At 64.2% G+C, this 19,472-nt stretch carries 20 protein-coding genes; 9 read left to right on the top strand and 11 right to left on the bottom strand.

Annotated features, from left to right (window positions below; genetic code table 11):
- Position 1 precedes the first annotated feature (1 nt).
- From M1D68_RS03100 to nrdR, 8 genes are all read right to left on the bottom strand, one after another.
- Complete coding sequence (locus M1D68_RS03100; RefSeq protein ID WP_420767555.1) at positions 2-505, bottom strand: phosphatidylglycerophosphatase A family protein; 504 nt, start codon at positions 503-505, stop codon at positions 2-4.
- Complete coding sequence (gene thiL / locus M1D68_RS03095) at positions 502-1,467, bottom strand: thiamine-phosphate kinase (RefSeq protein WP_434562076.1); 966 nt, start codon at positions 1,465-1,467, stop codon at positions 502-504. The genes M1D68_RS03100 and thiL overlap by 4 nt, the downstream gene beginning before the upstream one ends.
- Positions 1,468-1,489: 22 nt before the next feature.
- A complete protein-coding gene (nusB, locus tag M1D68_RS03090; protein WP_039594265.1) occupies positions 1,490-1,990 on the bottom strand; it encodes a transcription antitermination factor NusB in 501 nt (166 codons plus the stop codon).
- Positions 1,987-2,463: a 6,7-dimethyl-8-ribityllumazine synthase gene (gene ribH / locus M1D68_RS03085; protein ID WP_039594266.1), complete on the bottom strand. Its 477-nt coding sequence runs from the start codon at positions 2,461-2,463 to the stop codon at positions 1,987-1,989. Before ribH ends, nusB begins: the two co-directional genes overlap by 4 nt.
- 89 nt (positions 2,464-2,552) lie before the next feature.
- Complete coding sequence (gene ribBA, locus M1D68_RS03080; RefSeq protein WP_420767553.1) at positions 2,553-3,644, bottom strand: bifunctional 3,4-dihydroxy-2-butanone-4-phosphate synthase/GTP cyclohydrolase II; 1,092 nt, start codon at positions 3,642-3,644, stop codon at positions 2,553-2,555.
- A gap of 16 nt (positions 3,645-3,660) precedes the next feature.
- Entirely contained in the window at positions 3,661-4,323 is a 663-nt protein-coding gene (locus M1D68_RS03075; protein ID WP_420767552.1) for a riboflavin synthase, read from the bottom strand.
- Between the two features lie 46 nt (positions 4,324-4,369).
- Entirely contained in the window at positions 4,370-5,503 is a 1,134-nt protein-coding gene (gene ribD / locus M1D68_RS03070; protein ID WP_457969243.1) for a bifunctional diaminohydroxyphosphoribosylaminopyrimidine deaminase/5-amino-6-(5-phosphoribosylamino)uracil reductase RibD, read from the bottom strand.
- Positions 5,500-5,964: a transcriptional regulator NrdR gene (gene nrdR / locus M1D68_RS03065; RefSeq protein ID WP_013694316.1), complete on the bottom strand. Its 465-nt coding sequence runs from the start codon at positions 5,962-5,964 to the stop codon at positions 5,500-5,502. The genes ribD and nrdR overlap by 4 nt, the downstream gene beginning before the upstream one ends.
- Before the next feature lie 128 nt (positions 5,965-6,092).
- Between nrdR and M1D68_RS03060 the strand changes: the two genes are divergently transcribed.
- The 3 genes from M1D68_RS03060 to trxA all read left to right on the top strand — a co-directional run bounded on the left by M1D68_RS03060 (position 6,093) and on the right by trxA (position 8,273).
- The gene (locus tag M1D68_RS03060; protein WP_420767550.1) at positions 6,093-6,557 is read left to right on the top strand and encodes a YbaY family lipoprotein; all 465 of its coding nucleotides are present in this window, start codon (positions 6,093-6,095) and stop codon (positions 6,555-6,557) included.
- A complete protein-coding gene (locus tag M1D68_RS03055) occupies positions 6,554-7,213 on the top strand; it encodes a class I SAM-dependent methyltransferase (RefSeq protein ID WP_457969241.1) in 660 nt (219 codons plus the stop codon). Before M1D68_RS03060 ends, M1D68_RS03055 begins: the two co-directional genes overlap by 4 nt.
- A 187-nt stretch (positions 7,214-7,400) precedes the next feature.
- The gene (gene trxA, locus M1D68_RS03050) at positions 7,401-8,273 is read left to right on the top strand and encodes a thioredoxin (protein WP_457969239.1); all 873 of its coding nucleotides are present in this window, start codon (positions 7,401-7,403) and stop codon (positions 8,271-8,273) included.
- Here trxA and M1D68_RS03045 read toward each other — a convergent pair.
- Complete coding sequence (locus M1D68_RS03045; RefSeq protein ID WP_434675447.1) at positions 8,267-8,614, bottom strand: hypothetical protein; 348 nt, start codon at positions 8,612-8,614, stop codon at positions 8,267-8,269. The two genes, trxA and M1D68_RS03045, sit on opposite strands and share 7 nt — an antisense overlap.
- Positions 8,615-8,734: 120 nt before the next feature.
- Here M1D68_RS03045 and M1D68_RS03040 point away from each other — a divergent pair, with 120 nt between their 5' ends.
- From M1D68_RS03040 to M1D68_RS03020, 5 genes are all read left to right on the top strand, one after another.
- Positions 8,735-9,331: a DUF2796 domain-containing protein gene (locus M1D68_RS03040; RefSeq protein WP_434562068.1), complete on the top strand. Its 597-nt coding sequence runs from the start codon at positions 8,735-8,737 to the stop codon at positions 9,329-9,331.
- A 136-nt stretch (positions 9,332-9,467) separates the two neighbouring features.
- Positions 9,468-10,178: an ABC transporter ATP-binding protein gene (locus M1D68_RS03035; protein WP_434562066.1), complete on the top strand. Its 711-nt coding sequence runs from the start codon at positions 9,468-9,470 to the stop codon at positions 10,176-10,178.
- 1 nt (position 10,179) lies between these two features.
- Complete coding sequence (locus tag M1D68_RS03030; RefSeq protein WP_434609273.1) at positions 10,180-11,445, top strand: ABC transporter permease; 1,266 nt, start codon at positions 10,180-10,182, stop codon at positions 11,443-11,445.
- Positions 11,446-11,456: 11 nt separating this feature from the next.
- On the top strand, positions 11,457-11,975 hold the full coding sequence (locus M1D68_RS03025; RefSeq protein ID WP_420767543.1) for a DUF3299 domain-containing protein: 519 nt from the start codon (positions 11,457-11,459) through the stop codon (positions 11,973-11,975).
- Between the two features lie 138 nt (positions 11,976-12,113).
- Positions 12,114-12,812, top strand: a complete 699-nt coding sequence (locus M1D68_RS03020) for an OmpW/AlkL family protein (RefSeq protein ID WP_434562060.1) — start codon at positions 12,114-12,116, stop codon at positions 12,810-12,812.
- Positions 12,813-13,016: 204 nt separating this feature from the next.
- On the opposite strand, the gene M1D68_RS03015 is transcribed toward M1D68_RS03020, so the two are convergent.
- Both M1D68_RS03015 and M1D68_RS03010 read right to left on the bottom strand, forming a co-directional pair.
- On the bottom strand, positions 13,017-13,946 hold the full coding sequence (locus M1D68_RS03015) for an NAD-dependent epimerase/dehydratase family protein (RefSeq protein ID WP_420767541.1): 930 nt from the start codon (positions 13,944-13,946) through the stop codon (positions 13,017-13,019).
- The gene (locus M1D68_RS03010) at positions 13,939-14,823 is read right to left on the bottom strand and encodes a sugar nucleotide-binding protein (RefSeq protein WP_420767540.1); all 885 of its coding nucleotides are present in this window, start codon (positions 14,821-14,823) and stop codon (positions 13,939-13,941) included. Before M1D68_RS03010 ends, M1D68_RS03015 begins: the two co-directional genes overlap by 8 nt.
- A gap of 309 nt (positions 14,824-15,132) precedes the next feature.
- On the opposite strand from M1D68_RS03010, the gene M1D68_RS03005 reads away from it, so the two are divergent.
- The gene (locus M1D68_RS03005; protein ID WP_457969236.1) at positions 15,133-19,446 is read left to right on the top strand and encodes an Lhr family helicase; all 4,314 of its coding nucleotides are present in this window, start codon (positions 15,133-15,135) and stop codon (positions 19,444-19,446) included.
- The last annotated feature ends 26 nt before the right edge of the window (positions 19,447-19,472 follow it).

The raw sequence follows: 19,472 nt of genomic DNA, 5'->3' as shown, positions 1-19,472 counted from the left end.
CTCAGGTGAAACACCACACCAACCCTTGCATTGCAAGCCAGGCAAAAACGCCGGCCAACACGTCGTCGAGCATGATGCCGACACCCCCGTGTACCTTCCGGTCGATCCAGCGGATCGGCCATGGCTTGAGGATATCGAAGAAGCGGAACACCAGGAAACCGGCCAACAGCCATTGCCAACCTTCAGGCACCAGCCACAAGGTGATCCACATGCCGACCATTTCGTCCCAGACGATGCCTTCGTGGTCGTGTACCCGCAGGTCATCCGCCACTTTGCCGCACAGCCAGAAGCCGAACAGCATGGTGATGCCCAGCATCAGCCAGTAGCCCCAATCCGGCAACATCTGCCACAACGGTATAAAGGGTAGCGCAACCAGCGAGCCCCAGGTGCCCGGCGCCTTGGGCAAGGTACCCGAACCGAAGCCGAACGCCAGGAAATGCCAGGGATTGCGCCAGACCGAGGGCGGAACGAATTCGGCCGGTACCTGGTTGGGATGATCTGTCACGGTGTCTCCCCAAAATGTTGATAGCCCCGTGTTTGCGGGGTGATGTCGCGCCCAAGGTCGTCAACCAGCATGACGCCCTGCCCCTGCGTGACACTGCCGACCACATGGATCGGCCAGCCTTCGGCCAGAAGTGCCGACAATCGGACCGACGGCAGGGTGAACAGCAATACATAGTCGTCCCCACCACTCAGGGCGGCGTGTTGCGCGCCTGACGGGCCGAGCAACGCCAGAAGTGCATTGGACAGCGGAAGCCGGTCACGTTCAACCGTCAACGCCACGCCGGACGCCACCGCGATATGCCCACAGTCGGCCAGCAGGCCGTCGGAAATGTCCATCGCCGCGCTGGCCTTGCCCCGCAGTGCCAGGCCGAGGTCGATCTGCGGTCGCGGCGCCCAGTAATGGCCCAGCAATGGCTCGGCGACTGCAGGCTCAGCGCTGCGCTGGCCGAGGACCAGCGGCAACGCGCCGGCGGCATTGCCCAGCTCACCGCCGACACACAGCAGATCGCCGGGCTGCGCGCCGCCGCGGGTCAAGGCCTGGCTGGACGGGACGCGGCCGAACACGGTCAGGGTCAGGCTCAGGGGCCCCCGCGTGGTATCGCCGCCCACCAACGCGACGCCGCATGCCCGGGCCATCTGACTCAAACCCTGGGCATAGGCTTGCAGCCAATCGGCGGCAACCATCGGCAAGGTCAGGGCAAGGGTAAAGGCGAAAGGGCTCGCGCCCATGGCGGCCAAGTCACTGACCGCCACGGCCAGCGAGCGCTGGCCGAGCAGGAACGGATCGCAAGGATCCGGGAAATGCACACCGGCGACCAGCGTGTCGGTGGAAACCGCCAGCTGTTCCCCGGGAGGGACGGCCAGCAAGGCGCAGTCGTCGCCGATCCCCAGCGCAACGCCCTCGCCGCCCTGCGCGCATGGCGCAGCGGCGAAGTAGTTACGGATCAGCTCGAATTCACCCATAGTCAGTCGTCACAAACGCCAATCAGCGCTTGAACGCCTTCACTTCGGCTTCACGCAGGCGCGGGGCGAGCTTGTCGAGCACACCGTTGACGAACTTGTGGCCGTCGGTGGAACCGAAGACTTTCGCTAGCTCGATCCCTTCGTTGATCACCACGCGGTACGGCACGTCGACGCGCTGCATCAGCTCCCAGGTGGACAAGCGCAACACCGCGAGCTCGACTGGGTCCAGCTCATCGATGGTCAGGTCCAGGCAAGGTGCCAGGGCGTTGTCGATTTCAGTCTTGTGGGCGGGGACGCCGTGCAGGATCTCGCGGAAGTACGCACCATCGACATCACTGAAATCGTTATCGACGCGAAACTGCGCTTCGATCTCGTTCAGCGATTGCTTGGCCATGTGCCACTGATACAGGGCCTGGGTCGCGAGCTGACGGGCTTCGCGGCGCTTGACGCTTTTCGAAGGCTTGCCGGCGTCCGCAGGCTTTGGATCGCGCGGGTTGAAACGATCGCTCTCGTCGCTAATCACTTGGCCTCCAACTGCGCCAGCAGGCTGACCATTTCCAGGGCGGACAAGGCAGCTTCGGCACCTTTGTTACCGGCCTTGGTGCCGGAACGTTCGATGGCTTGCTCGATGGAATCAACGGTCAGCACGCCGAAAGCGACCGGCACGCCGAACTCCATGGACACCTGGGCCAGGCCCTTGGTGCATTCGCCGGCCACGTATTCGAAGTGCGGAGTACCGCCACGAATGACCGCACCGAGGGCGATGATTGCCGCAAATTCGCCCTTTTGGGCGACTTTCTGCGCAACCAGCGGGATTTCGAAGGCGCCAGGCGCACGGATGATGGTGATGTCGCCTTCGCTCACGCCATGGCGAACCAGCGCATCCACCGCGCCGTCGACCAGGCTTTCAACCACAAAGCTGTTGAAACGGCCGACTACCAGCGCGTAGCGGCCCTTGGGGGCGATGAAGGTACCTTCGATGGTCTTCAGGGTCATTCGTCAGATCTCTTAAAGAGCCGGAGCACGTTCGATACGCGCTCCTCAGTGATATTAGCCACGAATACAGGGCGGGAAATCCCGGGCCATTATTCGGAGGGCACGTATTCTACAACTTCCAGGTCGAAACCGGATATCGCATTAAATTTCATCGGCGCGCTCATCAGACGCATCTTGCGCACACCCAGGTCGCGCAGGATCTGCGAACCGGCACCGACAATGCTGTAGGTGGTCGGTTTTTTCACCGGTTGCTGCTCGGTGGTCTCACGGATGTGGGCCAACAGCACGTCACCATCGAGTGGATGCCCGAGCAACAGCACCACGCCGCTGCCCGCCTCGGCCACGGCGGCCATGGCCGCGCGCAGGCTCCAGCGGCCCGGTTGCTTGACCATCAGCAGGTCGCGTAGAGGGTCCATGTTATGCACGCGGACCAGAGTCGGCTCTTCAGCACAAACAGTGCCCAGGGTCAGCGCCATGTGCACGTCGCCTTCCACCGAGTCGCGGTAGGTCACCAGGTTGAACTGGCCCAGTTCGCTGTCCAGCGGCTGCTCGGAAATCCGCTGAACGGTACGTTCGTGGATCATTCGGTAGTGAATCAGGTCGGCGATGGTGCCGATCTTGATGTTGTGCTCGGCGGCGAACGCTTCCAGCTCGGCGCGACGGGACATGGTGCCGTCGTCGTTCATCACTTCGCAGATGACGCCGGCGGGCTCGAAGCCGGCCATGCGCGCCAGGTCGCACGCCGCCTCGGTATGGCCGGCGCGGGCCAGGGTGCCGCCGGCCTGGGCCATCAACGGGAAGATGTGGCCGGGGCTGACGATGTCTTCGGCCTTGGCGTCGGCGGCCGCGGCGGCTTGTACGGTGCGCGCGCGGTCAGCGGCGGAGATACCGGTGGTCACGCCCTCGGCGGCCTCGATGGACACGGTGAACTTGGTGCCGAAGCCCGAGCCATTGCGCGGCGCCATCAGCGGCAGCTTCAGCAGCTCGCAGCGTTCGCGGGTCATCGGCATGCAGATCAGGCCACGGGCGTGCTTGGCCATGAAGTTGATGTGTTCGGCCTTGCAGCATTCGGCGGCCATGATCAGGTCGCCTTCGTTCTCGCGGTCTTCGTCATCCATGAGGATGACCATCTTGCCTTGGCGGATGTCTTCAACCAGTTCTTCGATGCTATTGAGCGCCACGCGGCACCCCCTTGGGTCAGGATTTGAGGTAGCCGTTAGCGGCCAGAAAGCTTTCAGTGATATTGCCGGCTGCTGGCTCCGCGGCCTTGTCGCCCAGCAGCAGACGCTCCAGATAGCGGGCCAGCAGGTCGACCTCCAGGTTGACCCGACGACCAGGCCGGTACGAGGCCATGATGGTTTCGCTCAGGGTATGGGGGATGATCGTCAGCATGAACTCAGCGCCGTCCACCGCGTTGACCGTCAGGCTGGTGCCGTCGACGGTGATCGAGCCTTTATGGGCGATGTACTTGGCCAGCTCTTTCGGGGCCCGGATACGAAACTCCACGGCCCGGGCGTTATCGGTACGCGAGACCACTTCGCCGACACCGTCGACGTGGCCGCTGACCAGGTGCCCGCCGAGGCGCGTGGTCGGCGTCAGGGCTTTTTCCAGGTTGACCGGGCTGCCACTCTTGAGATCGTTCATCGCGGTACAGTCGAGGGTTTCGCGGCTGACGTCAGCCAGGAAGCCATTGCCGGGCAGCTCGACGGCAGTCAGGCAGACGCCGTTCACGGCGATGCTGTCGCCCAACTTGACGTCGCTCAGGTCGAGCTTGCCGGTTTCGACATGCACCCGCACATCGCCGCCCTTGGGGGTGAGTGCGCGGATACTGCCGATGGATTCGATGATGCCGGTAAACATGGAGTCCTCCTCGAGAACGGGCCGCCGCTTGAGCGAAAGCCGGGAATTATACGCTGGCCGATGAAACGGGAACGGCGATGACTCGCCAGTCATCGCCCACGGCGCGGATTTCGGTGATTTTCAGCGGCGCGGCGTCCTTCATCTGCGCCAGCGGCCAGTCCAGCAGCGGTCGCGCCGAGGAGCCCAGAAACTTGCCGGCGATGAAAATCTGGAACTCGTCCACCAGGCCCTGACGGGCAAAGGCTCCCGCCAGGCGCGGGCCGGCTTCCACCAACACTTCGTTGACGCCTCGGGCCGCCAACTCCGCCAACAGGCGGCGCAGATCGACCTGACCGTCGTCACCCGCCACGATCATGCATTCGGGGCCGTTGGCGTACTGTTCTTCCACCGCCATGCAGGTAGCGACGAGCGCCGGGCCGGCCCTGAAAAACGGCGCATCCAGCGGCACTCGCAAGCGGCCGTCCACCAGCACCCGCAGCGGCGGACGGCTCATGGCCAGCGCGGTCTGCTCGGCGTCCAGCCCGAGCTCGTCGGCGCGCACGGTCAGCCGGGCGCTGTCCGCCAGCACCGTATCGGCGCCGGTCAGCACCACGCTGGCCTGGGCCCGCAGGCGTTGTACCGCCGAGCGCGCGGCGGGGCCGGTGATCCACTGGCTCTCGCCACTCTCCATGGCGGTGCGCCCATCAAGGCTCATGGCGAGCTTGACCCGCACGAACGGCAGGCCATGTTCCATGCGCTTGAGGAAACCTTCATTGAGCTTGCGCGCTTCGCCTTCCAGCACGCCGCTTTCTGTGGCGATGCCGGCCTGGGCCAGCCGCTGCAGGCCGCGCCCGGCGACTTCCGGGTTCGGGTCTTGCATCGCGGCCACCACCCGCGCCACCCCGGCGGTGACCAACGCATCGGCACAGGGCGGTGTGCGCCCATGGTGGCTGCACGGTTCGAGGGTCACGTAGGCCGTGGCGCCCCGGGCATTTTCACCGGCGGCGCGCAGGGCATGGACTTCGGCATGGGGTTCGCCAGCGCGGATGTGCCAGCCTTCGCCGACGACTTCGCCGTCCCGCACGATCACGCAACCCACCCGTGGGTTGGGATGGGTCGTGTAGTGACCGCGTCGCGCCAATTCCAGGGCGCGGGCCATGTAATGGGCGTCGAGGACGGCTTGTTGCGCCGGGCTGGTCATTCTTTCACCGGCTCGCGGGCCAGGCGGTCGATTTCCTCGCGGAACTCATTGAGGTCCTGGAAACGCCGGTACACCGAGGCGAAACGGATGTAGGCCACTTCATCGAGCTTCTGCAGCTCGGCCATCACCAGCTCGCCGACCACCAGGGATTTGACCTCGCGCTCGCCGGTCGCCCGCAGCTTGTGCTTGATGTGCACCAGCGCGGCTTCCAGGCGTTCGACGCTTACCGGGCGTTTTTCCAGGGCGCGCTGCATGCCGGCGCGCAGTTTTTCTTCATCGAACGGCTGGCGACTGCCGTCGGTCTTGATCAGGCGCGGCAACACCAGTTCAGCGGTCTCGAACGTCGTGAAACGTTCGCCGCAGGCCAGGCATTCGCGGCGGCGGCGGACCTGTTCGCCCTCGGCGACCAGTCGCGAGTCGATGACTTTGGTGTCGTTGGCACCGCAGAAGGGACAGTGCATGGTGGGCAGGCAACAAAAAAAGGGAGGGCCATGGTAGCGCATCCCACTGGCAAGACAAGCCATAGGGTTTACGGTATACAGACGGGCTTAACGCCAGATCCATCGAATTCACCTTGCTGGAGCCACCCATGCCGCTACGATCCATTGTTCTGCTCAGTCTCTTCAGCCTGCTGATGGCGTGCAGCAGCGACGCCCCGAAACCCGCCGCGCCAGCCCCGGCGCCCGCGCCTAAACAGGCTCAGGAAAAGGCCCGCCAAGCCACCGAGCTTGGGCCGCTGCCGGCGCATCAGCGAGAACTGAGCGGTACCTTGCAAGGCGTGCCGGCAGGGGCCGAGGTGGAACTGGCGCTGCTGGTGATCGATGACAAGGATCGCCCGCAGCAACTGCTCGCCAGTTCCAGCCTGATCGGCACCAACCAGGCACTGCCCTTCCGCCTGCGCTTCAACCCCGAAGCCTTCCCCGTTGGCGCCCGCGTGGAACTGCGCGGCCGGGCCAGCCAGTCGGGCCAGTTGATCCTGCACCTGCCGGAGCAACGCATCAGCCAACCGACCACCCAGGCGCTGGGCGTCCTGCAATTCGTCAAAGCGCCATGAGGCCACCGCAGGACCTGCAACAAGCGCTGGACGAGTTACTTGGCGATGCACGTTTGGTGGCCTGTGCGCTGCCGGACACAGACTTGAAGCTGTGGTTGATCGACGGCGACAACATGGACCGAGCCTTCAGCCCGGAAGAAACCCGGCGCATCCTCCACGAGCCGCCGTATTGGAGCTTCTGCTGGGCCAGCGGCCTGGCGATGGCGCGCTATCTGGCCGAACAGCCACAATGGGTCGAGGGCAAGCGAGTGCTGGATTTCGGTGCCGGCTCCGGCGTGGCGGGCATTGCGGCGGTCAAGGCCGGGGCGCTGGAAGTGGTGGCCTGCGACCTGGATCCGCTGGCGCTTGCCGCGTGCCAGGCCAATGCAGCGCTTAACGGCGTGACGTTGGGTTATTCGACGGATTTTTTCGCCGAGGCTGATCGCTTCGATCTGATCCTCGTCGCCGACGTGCTCTACGACCGGGCGAACCTGCCGCTGCTGGACCAGTTCCTCAGCCGTGGCCGCGAGGCACTGGTGGCGGATTCCCGGGTGCGGGACTTCCAGCATCCGCTGTACCGACGCATCGAAATGCTCGAGGCCATGACCTTGCCGGACCTGGCTGAGCCGGAGGAGTTTCGGCATGTGAGCCTGTACCACGCGCGGCGCTTGTCTTAAAGCATCGCGAGCAGGCTCGCTCCCACATAGAACTTTGTTCAGTTCATGAAAAATGCAGGCAGCATAAAACACGGTGGGAGCGAGCCTGCTCGCGATAGCGGTCTATCAGGCGCCGCAAGCCCCCGCTTTCAGCCACCCCCCACCAAGCCGTATAGTTGCCCCATTCAAGCGTTCTACGAGATTCCCCATGACCCAGGACACGTCTTACATCTTCGACGCCACCACGGCCGATTTCGACCAGTCGGTGATCGCCAACTCTTTTCAAAAACCGGTGCTGGTGGATTTCTGGGCCGAGTGGTGTGCGCCCTGCAAGGCACTGATGCCCATGTTGCAAGGTATCGCCGAGAGCTATCGGGGCGAACTGCTGCTGGCCAAGGTCAACTGCGACGTCGAGCAAGACATCGTCGCCCGCTTCGGCATTCGCAGCCTGCCGACCGTGGTGCTGTTCAAGGACGGCCAGCCGGTGGACGGCTTCGCCGGGGCTCAACCGGAATCGGCGGTGCGGGCAATGCTCGAACCCCATGTGCAGATGCCGCCTCCAGCCGCAGCCGACCCTTTCGAACAGGCCCAGGCGCTGTTCGATGAGGGCCGCTTCGCCGATGCCGAAGCCGTGCTCACCGTGTTGCTGGGCGAAGACAACACCAACGCCAAGGCGCTGATCCTTTACGCACGTTGCCTGACCGAGCGCGGCGAGCTGGGCGAGGCACAAACAGTGCTCGACGCCGTGAAAAGCGATGAACATAAGGCCGCACTGGCTGGCGCCAAGGCGCAGATCCAGTTTCTCGGCCTGGCCAAGGATCTGCCGGACGCCGCCGACCTCAAGGCGCGGCTGGCGAAAGATCCTCAGGACGACGAGGCGGTGTATCAACTGGCGATCCAGCAACTGGCGCGCCGGCAGTACGAGCCAGCGCTGGAGGCGCTGCTCAAGTTGTTCATCCGCAATCGCAGCTACAGCGAAGGCCAGCCCCATAAAACCTTGCTGCAAGTATTCGAACTGCTGGGCAACGATCACCCGCTGGTGACGACCTACCGTCGCAAGCTGTTCGCCGCGCTTTACTGACCGATCCAGCTGTAGAGCGGCGTATCCCCGCCGCTCAGCACCTTGACCTCGGCGCTGTGGCGCAGGCGCACCAGCAAGCGCTTGCCTGACGAGGCGCTGCCGGTCAGGCTCTCAAGCTGTTCGAGCAAGTCCGGGCCGCTCAGTTGCCCGGCCTTGCGCAACAACTCCCGGGCGATCTGCCACTGGGCGTCATCCTGATTCGTCGACTTGGCGGGCGCCGCCGCCGCGCCTTCGGACTTGGCCACTTGCAACCGCGCGCCGAGCTGCGCCCAGTCGCCTTCATCCATCTCTATCGTCAAGTCCACCGGCCAATCACCGACCGTCCCGCGTATCCGCAACATCAGCGTGCTCCTGAAGATTTCATCTGCCCATGCTCCCATGGGCCTTGCGCGACGCCAAGCAGATGGTCAAACTCCTCGCACTATCGTTATAAGATTACATAACCTTTCTGGAGATTCGTCATGCGTCGTTTGCTTCTTGCCCTGCCATTCGCCCTGCTGCCATTGGCTGTCGCTCACGCGGCGGTGGAGCATGACCACGATCATGAGCATGATCACGAGCACGGCAGCCTGGGCGCCCATGAGCACGGCGTCGCCCGGTTGAATGCGGCCCTGGATGGCCAGACCCTGGAATTGGAATTGGAAAGCCCGGCGATGAACCTGGTGGGCTTCGAACACGCCGCCAGCAGCGATGCCGACAAAGCCAAGGTCGCCGCCGTGCGGGCGCAGCTGGATAAACCCCTGGCGTTGTTCAACCTGCCGGCCGCCGCCAAGTGCACCGTGGCCCAGCAGGAATTGGAAAGCCCGTTGTTCGGTGATGAGCCGGACCACGAAGACCACGACGAAGAGGCAGATGGCGACGAGCACCATGGCGAACACAGCGAGATCCATGCCGACTATCAATTCACTTGCACGGCCCCTGGCGCCTTGAAGAACCTGGACCTGGCGACACTGTTCAAAACCTTTCCGGCCACACAGAAAATTCAGGTACAACTGATCAGCCCGAGCGGCCAGCAAGGCGTGGAAGTGACGGCCAAGGCGCCAGCCCTGAAATTCTGATTCACCGCAAAAACCATGTGGGAGCGAGCCTGCTCGCGAAGGCGCCGGCACATCCAAACCGATGTTGACTGACTCACCGCATTCGCGAGCAGGCTCGCTCCCACAGGAATTCCCGTTAACCTGAAAAACCGGCGATATGACCCAAGCACTCATCGAACTGTCCGACCTGGGCTTCAGCTGGCCCGGGCATCCGCCACTGCTGGACATCCCGGCGTTTCGCCTGGATGCCGGCGAAACCTTGTTCCTCAAAGGGCCGAGCGGCAGCGGCAAGACCACTTTGCTGGGGCTGTTGGGCGGTGTGCAAACGCCGGATCGCGGCAGCATCCGCCTGCTTGGCCAGGAGCTCACCGAATTGGGCGCGGGCAGCCGCGACCGCTTTCGCGTGGACCACACCGGCTACATCTTCCAGCAGTTCAACCTGCTGCCGTTTCTCTCGGTGCGCGAGAACGTCGAACTGCCTTGCCATTTCTCGAAATTGCGCGCGCAACGGGCCATCCAGCGCCACGGGAGTGTCGATCAAGCCGCCGCCACATTGTTGGCCCACCTGGGGCTGAACGATACGAACCTGCTGGAGCGCCGGGCCGACTCGCTGTCCATCGGCCAACAACAACGGGTCGCCGCCGCTCGGGCACTGATCGGTCAACCGGAACTGGTGATCGCCGACGAACCGACCTCAGCCCTGGACTACGACGCCCGGGAAAACTTCCTGCGTCTGCTGTTCGCCGAATGCCGCGAAGCCGGGTCGAGCCTGTTGTTCGTCAGCCACGACCAGAGCCTGGCGCCGCTGTTCGACCGTCACCTCTCGCTGGCCGATCTGAATCGCGCCGCCAAGCCACTCGAGGTCTGAGATGTATTTGCTCCGTCTAGCCATGGCCAGCTTGGCGAACCGTCGCTTCACCGCGATCCTTACCGCTTTTGCCATTGCCCTCTCGGTGTGCCTGTTGCTCGCGGTGGAGCGAGTGCGCACCGAGGCGCGGGCCAGCTTCGCCAGCACCATCAGCGGCACCGACCTGATCGTCGGCGCCCGCTCCGGCTCCGTGAATCTGTTGCTGTACTCGGTGTTTCGCATCGGCAACGCCACTAACAACATCCGCTGGGACAGCTTCGAGCAGTTCGCCAACAACCCGAAAGTGAAGTGGGCGATCCCCATGTCCCTCGGCGACTCCCATCGCGGTTACCGGGTGATGGGCACCACCGAGGCCTACTTCGAGCATTACCAGTACGGCCGCCGGCAACATCTGGCGTTGGCCGATGGCCGCGCGTTCGCCACCGACCCATTCGAAGTGGTGCTCGGCGCGGAAGTGGCCGAGGCGCTGCATTACAAACTCGGGGAAAAGCTGGTGCTGGCCCACGGTGTGGCGGCGATCAGCCTGGTCAAGCACGACGACAAACCCTTTACCGTGGTGGGGATTCTCAAGCGCACTGGCACGCCGGTGGATCGCACGCTGCACATCAGCCTCGGCGGCATGGAGGCCATCCATATCGATTGGAAAAATGGCGTGCCGGCCCAGGGCAATGGGCGCATCAGCGCCGACCAGGCCCGCAACATGGACCTCACGCCAAAAGCGATTACCGCGTTCATGCTTGGCCTCAACAGCAAGATTTCCACGTTCGCCTTGCAACGCGAAATCAATGAGTTTCGTGGCGAACCGCTGCTGGCGATCCTGCCGGGCGTGGCGCTGCAAGAACTGTGGAGCCTGATGGGCACGGCGGAAAAAGCCTTGTTCGTGATCTCGCTGTTCGTCGTGCTGACTGGCTTGATCGGCATGCTCACGGCGATTCTCACCAGCCTCAACGAGCGGCGCCGGGAGATGGCGATCCTGCGTTCGGTGGGCGCGCGGCCCTGGCATATCGCGAGCCTGCTGGTACTCGAAGCCTTCGCGCTGGCATTGGCCGGGGTCACCGCCGGGCTGGCCTTGTTGTACATCGGCATCGCCGCCGCCCAGGGTTATGTGCAGTCGGCCTACGGTTTGTACCTGCCATTGGCCTGGCCGAGCGAGTATGAATGGGCGCTGCTGGCTGGCATTCTGGTCGCCGCCCTGCTGATGGGCAGCGTGCCGGCCTGGCGCGCCTATCGCCAATCGTTGGCCGATGGCCTGTCGATCCGTTTATGAGGACGTTGAAAATGCCCCGCGCCCTGCTTGCGCTGTTGATGATGGTTTCCCTGCCGCTGTGGGCGGCCGAGCCGAGGGACCTGGCCTGGTCGGAGATGATCCCACCAGATGCGCCGCCGGAAGTGCCGAACATGACGCCCCTGCACGACCTGTCGAAGATGAGCGATGCCTTGGCCGCCGAATCCGCCCCGGCGGCCAAGCAGGACCTGCCCAATGCCCCGGTGGTCAAGGCCCTCGATGGCCAGCAGATCCGCTTGCCCGGTTATATCGTGCCGCTGGAAGTCAGCGAGGAAGGCCGTACCACCGATTTCCTGCTGGTGCCGTATTTCGGCGCCTGCATCCACGTGCCGCCCCCGCCGTCGAACCAGATCGTGCATGTGAAAAGCGAAGTCGGGGTCAAGCTCGACGAGCTGTACCAACCGTACTGGGTCGAAGGGCCGATGCAGGTCAAACCGTCCACCAGTGAACTGGCCGATGCCGGGTATCAGATGGAGGCGCAGAAGATTTATGTCTATGAACTGCCGGAGTGAACCCCGCAGTGATGCGTTGTTTTTGCGATAGCTTGCTCGCGATGGGCTTCATCACATTTTCATTGAGCTGAGTCAAAAGACCGGACCAGACGGCTCCGTACCATGGGACATCAATTTTCGATGCCTTCTGGAGCCCCCATGCACAAGTCTCTGCTCAGCGCCTCCCTCATCGCGCTAGCCCTCGCTGCGCCGTTTGCCCAAGCCCATACCGCCGGCGACATCATCGTTCGCGCCGGCGCGATCACGGTCAACCCGGACGCCGACAGCTCCAGCGTCAAGGTCGACCGTGGCCCGCTGGCCGGCGCCGACCTGGGCGGTAAGGCGACCCTGAGCAGCGACACACAGTTGGGCCTGAACTTCGCCTACATGCTCACCAACAACTGGGGAATCGAATTGCTGGCGGCCTCGCCATTCGAGCACGACGTGAAACTCAAGGGCACCGCACTCGGCGCCGCCAACAACAAGCTCGGCACCCTCAAGCACCTGCCGCCGACCCTGAGCGTGGTCTACTACCCGCTCGACGCCAAGTCGGCATTCCAACCCTATGTCGGCGCCGGCATCAACTACACCTGGATCTATGACGAACACGTCGGCAGCGAAGCCAGCGCCAATGGATTCAGCAACTTTCGCGCGAAAAACAGCTGGGGCATGGCGTGGCAAGTCGGTGCCGACTACATGCTGACAGACAACATCATGATCAACGGCCAGATCCGCTACATCGACATCGACACCACGGCCTATGTCGACAACAACGCCGTGGCCGGCGGTACCCGGGCCAAAGTGGACGTCGATGTGGACCCGTTCGTCTACATGGTTGGGTTGGGTTACAAGTTCTGACCCCACACGACATTGACATGCCTACACACCCCGTGGCGAGGGAGCTTGCTCCCGCTGGACTGCGAAGCAGGCCCGACGAATTTGCGACCGCTTCGCGCTCGAGCGGGAGCAAGCTCCCTCGCCACAGGTTTCACTTGCCACAAAAGCGATGCATGACTTACAAAAAAGGCGCCCCGAAAGGCGCCTTTTTTTCGGCTGCGAAACTCAGCGCCCCAACAACCGCGCCAGCCCCACGCTCATCGGCGTCTGCTTCGGGACGTTGAAACGCTCCAGTAAACGAGCATTGTTTGCCCGCGAATGGCGGATATCGCCGGAGCGCGCCGGGCCATGGCTGATCGTAGGTAAATCGCCCACCACCACGGCCAGGGCCTGGAGCATCTGCTTCAAGGTCGTGGCCTGGTTCCAGCCGACATTCACCGCGCCGACCTCCACCTCAGGTTTTTCGATGGCCTGGACCAGCACGTCCACCAGATCCTCAACGTAGACGAAATCCCGAGTCTGCTCGCCGTCGCCGAACACGGTGATCGGCAGGCCTTTCTGCGCCCGTTCGCTGAAGATACTGATGACGCCTGAATACGGCGAGGATGGATCCTGGCGCGGACCATAGATGTTGAAGAAGCGGAACACCACCGGCTCCAGTTCATGCTGGCGACGATAGAAGTCGAAATAGAATTCGCTGGCCAGTTTGTCTGCCGCATAAGGCGTCAACGGCGCCTTGGGCGTCTCTTCGTCGATGGACTGGCCTTCGCCATTGTTGCCGTAGACCGCGGCGCTGGAGGCGAACAGCACCCGCTTCACCCCGGCCTGGCGCATGGCTTCGCAGACGTTCAGGGTGCCGATGAAATTGCTCTGGTGCGTGCGCACCGGGTCGTCCACCGAGGCTTGCACCGAGGCCACGGCGGCCAGATGCGCCACGGCGCTGCAACCGGCCACGGCCCGGGCGACCAGCGCGGCGTCGGCGACATCGCCCTCGATCAGCTCCAGAGCCGGGTTATCCAGCGGCAGGTTGCTGCGCTTGCCAGTGGACAGGTCATCGAGAATGCGCACCGAATGCCCTTTGGCAAGCAAGGCGTCGGTCAGGTGCGAACCAATGAAACCCGCGCCGCCGGTGATGAGAACTGGGCCTTCAGCCATGGCGATAGAACCTATCCAGTAGGGCCGGGAGTGCGGCGCGCCAGGCGCGGGGCTTGATCCCGAAGGTGTGCAGAATTTTCTTGCAGGCCAATACCGCGTGCTGCGGTTCTTCCGCCGCGTCCGGCCTTGCGGCGTGGGCCTGGGGCGTCGGCGACTCGATGGCCAGCGGGTGCAGGGCGCGGGCTTCGGTGAGGATCGCCTGGCCCAAAGCCAGCGGCGTGGTCGCCTCATGCCCGGCGTAATGATAGGTGCCCCACAGCGGCGCCGCGCAATCGAGTTGCTTGAGCACCGAGATGATCACCCGCGCGGCATCGTCCACCGGCGTGGGGTTACCCCGACGGTCGTCGGCCAGCAACAGCTCTTCAGGCTGCTCGGCCCGGGCCAGGAAACGGCCGAGGATGCCGTCGGCGCTGTCGTCCAGCAGCCAGCCAAAACGCAGCAGAACATGTTGCGGGCAAGTGGCGCGCACGCTTTGCTCGATGCGCCACAACGCCTGGCCACGCAGGCCCAGGGGCACCGGTTCATCTTTTTCGCTGTAGGCGGTGGCGCGGGAGCCGTCGAACACGCGATAGCTCGACGGTTGCAGCAAGACAATGTTGTGATGCTGGCACAGTTCGGCCAGGCGCTCGACCGCCCGCTCTTGGCTGGCCAGGCGTTGCTCGCTGACGGTTTCGGCCTGGAACCAGTCGAAGTAGTACGCCAGGTTGATCAAGGCGTCCGGCCGGGTGTCGTCGAGCAACTGCGTGAGGCTCGCGGCATCCCAGCCGTCTTCGGGGGGGCGGGGGGCGAGAAAACCGATGTCTTCTTCCGCACCGAGGCGAATCAGCGCCTGCCCAAGGGCATTTCCGCCGCCCAGTAACATAAGGCGCATTCGCATAAAGTCAGCAGGCCCAGTCTGTTGGCACAAAAATTTGGTCGACAACGCCCGAGGGCGTCGCCGGAATCGTTGCATTTTGCGGGTTTAGTGCGCAACCGTCATCCGCAATGTGTAGATCTACTTCTGTGCAAGGCTCAAGGCCTCATCGCGAGCAGGCTTGCCTCAACAAGGGATCTGTCTCAACACAGGATCTTTGACCACCATAGACCCATTGTGGGAGCGAGCCTGCTCGCGATGAGGCCCGAACAGGCGATAGAGATCCCCGACGGTACTTGCATCCTCCCCACCCCACCCGCCTAAACTGCCCCCATGAATCTGCCCCTTGCAGCCGACCACGCCATGGCAGGCTTTCATCCCGCCGTTCGCGCCTGGTTCAGCCAGACATTCCCGGCCGTCACGGCCGCCCAGGCCCGGGCGTGGCCGTTGATCGGCCAGCGCCGCTCGGTGCTGGTCGCCGCGCCCACGGGTTCGGGCAAGACCCTTACTGCATTTCTCGCGGTCCTGGATGACTTGGTACATCGTGGCCTGGAGCAAGGCGGGCTGCCGGACGAGACACTCGTGGTCTACGTCTCGCCGCTCAAGGCCTTGAGCAACGACATCCAGATCAACCTGCAGAATCCCCTGGCCGGCATCACCGAGCAATTGCAGCGAATGGGGCTGCCGCCCTTGCCCATCACCACCTCCGTGCGCACCGGCGACACGCCGCAAAAAGAACGCTCGGCGATGCGCAAGACCGCGCCGCACATCCTCGTGACCACGCCCGAATCGCTCTATGTGCTGCTCGGCTCCGATTCCGGCCGGCAGATGCTTGCCAGCACCCGCACGGTGATCGTCGATGAAATCCACGCCATCGCCGCCAGCAAGCGCGGCAGCCATCTGGCCTTGAGCCTGGAACGGCTGCAAGCGCTGTGCGCCGAACCGTTGGTGCGCATCGGCTTGTCCGCCACGCAAAAGCCCATCGAGGCGGTATCACGGTTTCTCGTCGGTGAAGGACGCGCCTGTGAAATTGTCGACATCGGCCACGCCCGCCCTCGCGACCTGGACATCGAGGTGCCGCCGGTGCCGCTTTCTGCGGTGATGGCCAATGACGTCTGGGAACTGGTCTACAACCGCCTCGCCAAGCTGGCCCGGGCGCACCGAACCACACTGGTATTCGTCAACACCCGGCGGCTGGCCGAACGCCTGAGTCGTCACTTGAGCGATCGCCTGGGCAAAGACTCGGTGGCGGCCCACCACGGCAGCCTGGCGAAGGAGTTTCGCCTCGACGCCGAGCAACGCCTCAAGCGCGGCGAGCTGCAGGTACTGATCGCCACGGCGTCGCTGGAGTTGGGCATCGATATCGGCGACGTCGACCTGGTCTGCCAGATCGCCTCGCCCCGTTCGATCTCGGCGTTCCTGCAAAGGGTTGGCCGCTCCGGTCACCAGGTCGGCGGCACTCCCAAGGGGCGCCTGTTCGCTACCACGCGCGACGACTTGATCGAGTGCGCCGCCCTGCTCGATTGTGTGCGCCGTGGCGAGCTGGACATCCTGCACATCCCCAAGGCGCCGCTGGACGTCCTGGCCCAGCAGATCGTCGCCGAGGTCAGTTGCCAGGAATGGCATGAGCAGGCGTTGCTGGAGATGTTCCGCCGCGCCTCGCCCTATGCCGGGCTCGACGAAGATCATTACCAGGCCCTGTTGCAAATGCTCGCCGAAGGCCTCAATGGCCGGCAAGGCGTACGCAGTGCCTACCTGCACCGCGATGCCGTGACCCGGACCTTGCGTGGACGGCGGGGTAGCAAGCTGACGGCCGTGACCAGCGGCGGCACCATCCCGGACAACGCTGACTACAGCGTGCTGCTCGAACCGCAGGGCTTGAACATCGGCAGCGTCAACGAAGACTTCGCTGTCGAGAGCATCGCCGGCGACGTCTTCCAACTCGGCAATACCTCGTACCGGATCATTCGCGTCGAGACCGGCCGCGTGCGGGTCGAGGACGCCCAGGGCCAACCGCCCACCATTCCGTTCTGGCTCGGCGAAGCCCCAGGGCGCAGCGCCGAACTGTCCCTGGCCGTGGCCCGCCTGCAAGCCCAGCTGGATCAGTTGCTCGGCGCCACGCCGGGCAACCTGCAACCGGCCCTCGACTGGCTGACCGGCACCTTGCACCTGAACCTCGCCAGCGCCGAACAGATCCTCGATTACCTGGCCCCGGCGCGCCTGGCCTTCGGCGCCCTGCCCTCCCAGGACACCTTGGTGATGGAACGGTTTTTCGACGAATCCGGCGGAACCCAACTGATCATCCACACGCCTTTCGGCAGTCGCATCAACCGCGCCTGGGGCCTGGCCCTGCGCAAGCGTTTCTGCCGCACCTTCAACTTCGAATTGCAGGCCGCCGCCAGCGAGGACGCCATCGTGCTGTCGCTGTCCACCAGCCACAGCTTCGAACTCGACGAAGTCTGGCGCTACCTCAGCAGCCAGAGCGCCGAGCAGATCCTGGTCCAGGCGGTGCTGGACGCGCCGTTGTTCGGCGTGCGCTGGCGCTGGAACGCCGGCGTGGCCCTGGCGTTGCCGCGCTACACGGGCGGGCGCAAAGTCGCGCCGCAGATCCAGCGCATGAAAAGTGAAGATTTGATCGCCAGCGTATTTCCTGACCAGATCGCGTGCCTGGAAAACCTCGCCGGCGAGCGTGAGATTCCCGACCACCCGCTGGTGGAACAGACCCTCAATGATTGCCTCCATGAAGCCATGGACAGCGAAGGCTGGCTGGCCCTGCTGCGGCGGATGGAGGCGGGCGAGATACACTTGGTCAGCCGCGACCTGCCTGCGCCTTCGCCCCTGGCGGCAGAAATCCTCAGCGCCCGGCCCTATACCTTTCTCGACGACGCGCCGCTGGAAGAACGCCGCACCCAAGCGGTGATCAATCGACGCTGGAGCGATCCGCAGTCCACCGATGACCTGGGCGCATTGGACGCCGATGCCATCCAGGCCGTGCGGGAAGAGGCCTGGCCGACGCCGACCAGTATCGATGAAATCCACGAAGCGCTGATGGGCCTGGCCTGCATCGCCGACAGCGAAGCCAGCGCCGAGCCGTCGTGGCTGGAGGGGCTGCAAACCCTGGCCGAGCGCGGCCGCGCCAGCCATGTGCGAATCAGCGATGAACGCGGCCTGTGGGTGCCGTTGGAGCGGCTGACGTGCTTGCAAGCAATTTATCCACAAGCCCAATGGCAGCCGCCGCTGGCACCGCTGCCGGGGTTTGATGCGCCGTGGGACAGCGACGAGGCCGTGGTGGAAGTGCTGCGCGCGCGTCTCAGTGCCTTTGGCCCGCAGCCATTGACTGCGATCGCCTACCCGCTCGGGCTGTCGCCGGCGCAAGCGACCCAGGCCCTGGCCCAGCTGGAACAGCAAGGCTATGTGCTGCGCGGTCGCTTTACCCCGGGCACCGGGCAAGAGGAATGGTGCGAACGGCATCTGCTGGCGCGGATCCACCGCTACACGGTCAAGCGCCTGCGCCGGGAAATCGAGCCGGTAATGTTGCAGGACTTCATGCGGTTCCTGTTCGACTGGCAGCACCTGTCGCCGTCCAGCCAGGGCCGGGGCAGCGCCGTGCTGCCATCGATCATCAGCCAGTTCGAAGGCTACCCGGCCGCCGCCTCGGCCTGGGACAGCGACCTTTTGCCGGCGCGGATCAAGGATTATTCGCCGAGCTGGCTTGACGAGCTGTGCCGCAGCGGCAAGTTCGTCTGGACGCGCCTGAGCGCCCGCCAGAAGCTGTCCGCCAGCGCCCTGCGCAGCACGCCAATCGTGTTGCTGCCGCGCGCCAAGGTCGCGCTGTGGAGCAGCCTCGCCGAGCAGACACCGATCAGCGAACTGTCGCTCAAGACGCAAAAAGTCCATCAAGCCCTCAGTGAACATGGCGCGTTGTTTTTCGATGAATTGCTGCACGAGGCCCACCTGCTGCGCAGCGAACTGGAAACCGCCTTGCAGGAATTGGTCGGTGCCGGGCTGGTGAATGCCGACAGCTTCGCCGGGCTGCGTGCCCTGATCACCCCCGCCAGCAAACGCCAGGCCCGCAGCAGCCGGCGCGGGCGCGGGGCGTTTGTCGGAGGCATGGACGATGCTGGGCGCTGGGCCTTGCTGCGCCGCAGCTCGCCAGCGCCAGAACCCGGCAACCGGCCCGCGCCCACACCGCCCGACACCCTGGAACACATCGCCATGACCCTGCTGCGCCGTTATGGCGTGGTGTTCTGGCGTTTGCTGGAACGCGAAGCCGACTGGCTGCCGAGCTGGCGTGAGTTGCTGCGCACGTTTCATCGCCTGGAGGCGCGAGGCGAGATTCGGGGCGGGCGTTTCGTCAGCGGGCTGGCCGGCGAACAGTTCGCCCTGCCTGAAGCCATTGCGTTGCTACGCGACGCAAGACGTCGACCCGCCGATGGCAGCCTGGTCGCGGTGTGCGGGGTCGATCCGTTGAACCTCGCTGGCACGTTGCTGCCGGGGGCGAAAGTACCGGCGCTGGCGAGTAATCGGCTGGTTTATCGGGACGGGTTGCCGGTGGCTGCGGTGGTTGCGGGCAAGCAGCATCTGTTTGTGGAGTTGGATGCAGAAGGGATGGCTGGGGTCAGGAACAAGCTTATTCAGAAAAGTTGAGGGTGTCTGGCTGGACCCCATCGCGA

It is taken from the genome of Pseudomonas sp. R4-84, assembly GCF_054130985.1.
The sequence above is the reverse complement of the archived record's forward strand: the minus strand, read 5'-3'. Positions and strand labels throughout refer to the sequence as shown.

Bases quoted from the DNA above. Each gene is read 5' to 3' on its own strand.
- M1D68_RS03055 (WP_457969241.1), top strand. From the start codon at position 6,554: ATGAGGCCACCGCAGGACCTGCAACAAGCGCTGGACGAGTTACTTGGC.
- ribH (WP_039594266.1), bottom strand. From the start codon at position 2,463: ATGACCCTGAAGACCATCGAAGGTACCTTCATCGCCCCCAAGGGCCGC.
- M1D68_RS03030 (WP_434609273.1), top strand. From the start codon at position 10,180: ATGTATTTGCTCCGTCTAGCCATGGCCAGCTTGGCGAACCGTCGCTTC.
- M1D68_RS03005 (WP_457969236.1), top strand. From the start codon at position 15,133: ATGAATCTGCCCCTTGCAGCCGACCACGCCATGGCAGGCTTTCATCCC.
- nrdR (WP_013694316.1), bottom strand. From the start codon at position 5,964: ATGCACTGTCCCTTCTGCGGTGCCAACGACACCAAAGTCATCGACTCG.
- thiL (WP_434562076.1), bottom strand. From the start codon at position 1,467: ATGGGTGAATTCGAGCTGATCCGTAACTACTTCGCCGCTGCGCCATGC.
- M1D68_RS03035 (WP_434562066.1), top strand. From the start codon at position 9,468: ATGACCCAAGCACTCATCGAACTGTCCGACCTGGGCTTCAGCTGGCCC.
- M1D68_RS03075 (WP_420767552.1), bottom strand. From the start codon at position 4,323: ATGTTTACCGGCATCATCGAATCCATCGGCAGTATCCGCGCACTCACC.
- trxA (WP_457969239.1), top strand. From the start codon at position 7,401: ATGACCCAGGACACGTCTTACATCTTCGACGCCACCACGGCCGATTTC.
- M1D68_RS03025 (WP_420767543.1), top strand. From the start codon at position 11,457: ATGCCCCGCGCCCTGCTTGCGCTGTTGATGATGGTTTCCCTGCCGCTG.
- M1D68_RS03015 (WP_420767541.1), bottom strand. From the start codon at position 13,946: ATGGCTGAAGGCCCAGTTCTCATCACCGGCGGCGCGGGTTTCATTGGT.
- M1D68_RS03020 (WP_434562060.1), top strand. From the start codon at position 12,114: ATGCACAAGTCTCTGCTCAGCGCCTCCCTCATCGCGCTAGCCCTCGCT.
- M1D68_RS03040 (WP_434562068.1), top strand. From the start codon at position 8,735: ATGCGTCGTTTGCTTCTTGCCCTGCCATTCGCCCTGCTGCCATTGGCT.
- ribD (WP_457969243.1), bottom strand. From the start codon at position 5,503: ATGACCAGCCCGGCGCAACAAGCCGTCCTCGACGCCCATTACATGGCC.
- M1D68_RS03060 (WP_420767550.1), top strand. From the start codon at position 6,093: ATGCCGCTACGATCCATTGTTCTGCTCAGTCTCTTCAGCCTGCTGATG.
- M1D68_RS03010 (WP_420767540.1), bottom strand. From the start codon at position 14,823: ATGCGAATGCGCCTTATGTTACTGGGCGGCGGAAATGCCCTTGGGCAG.
- M1D68_RS03045 (WP_434675447.1), bottom strand. From the start codon at position 8,614: ATGTTGCGGATACGCGGGACGGTCGGTGATTGGCCGGTGGACTTGACG.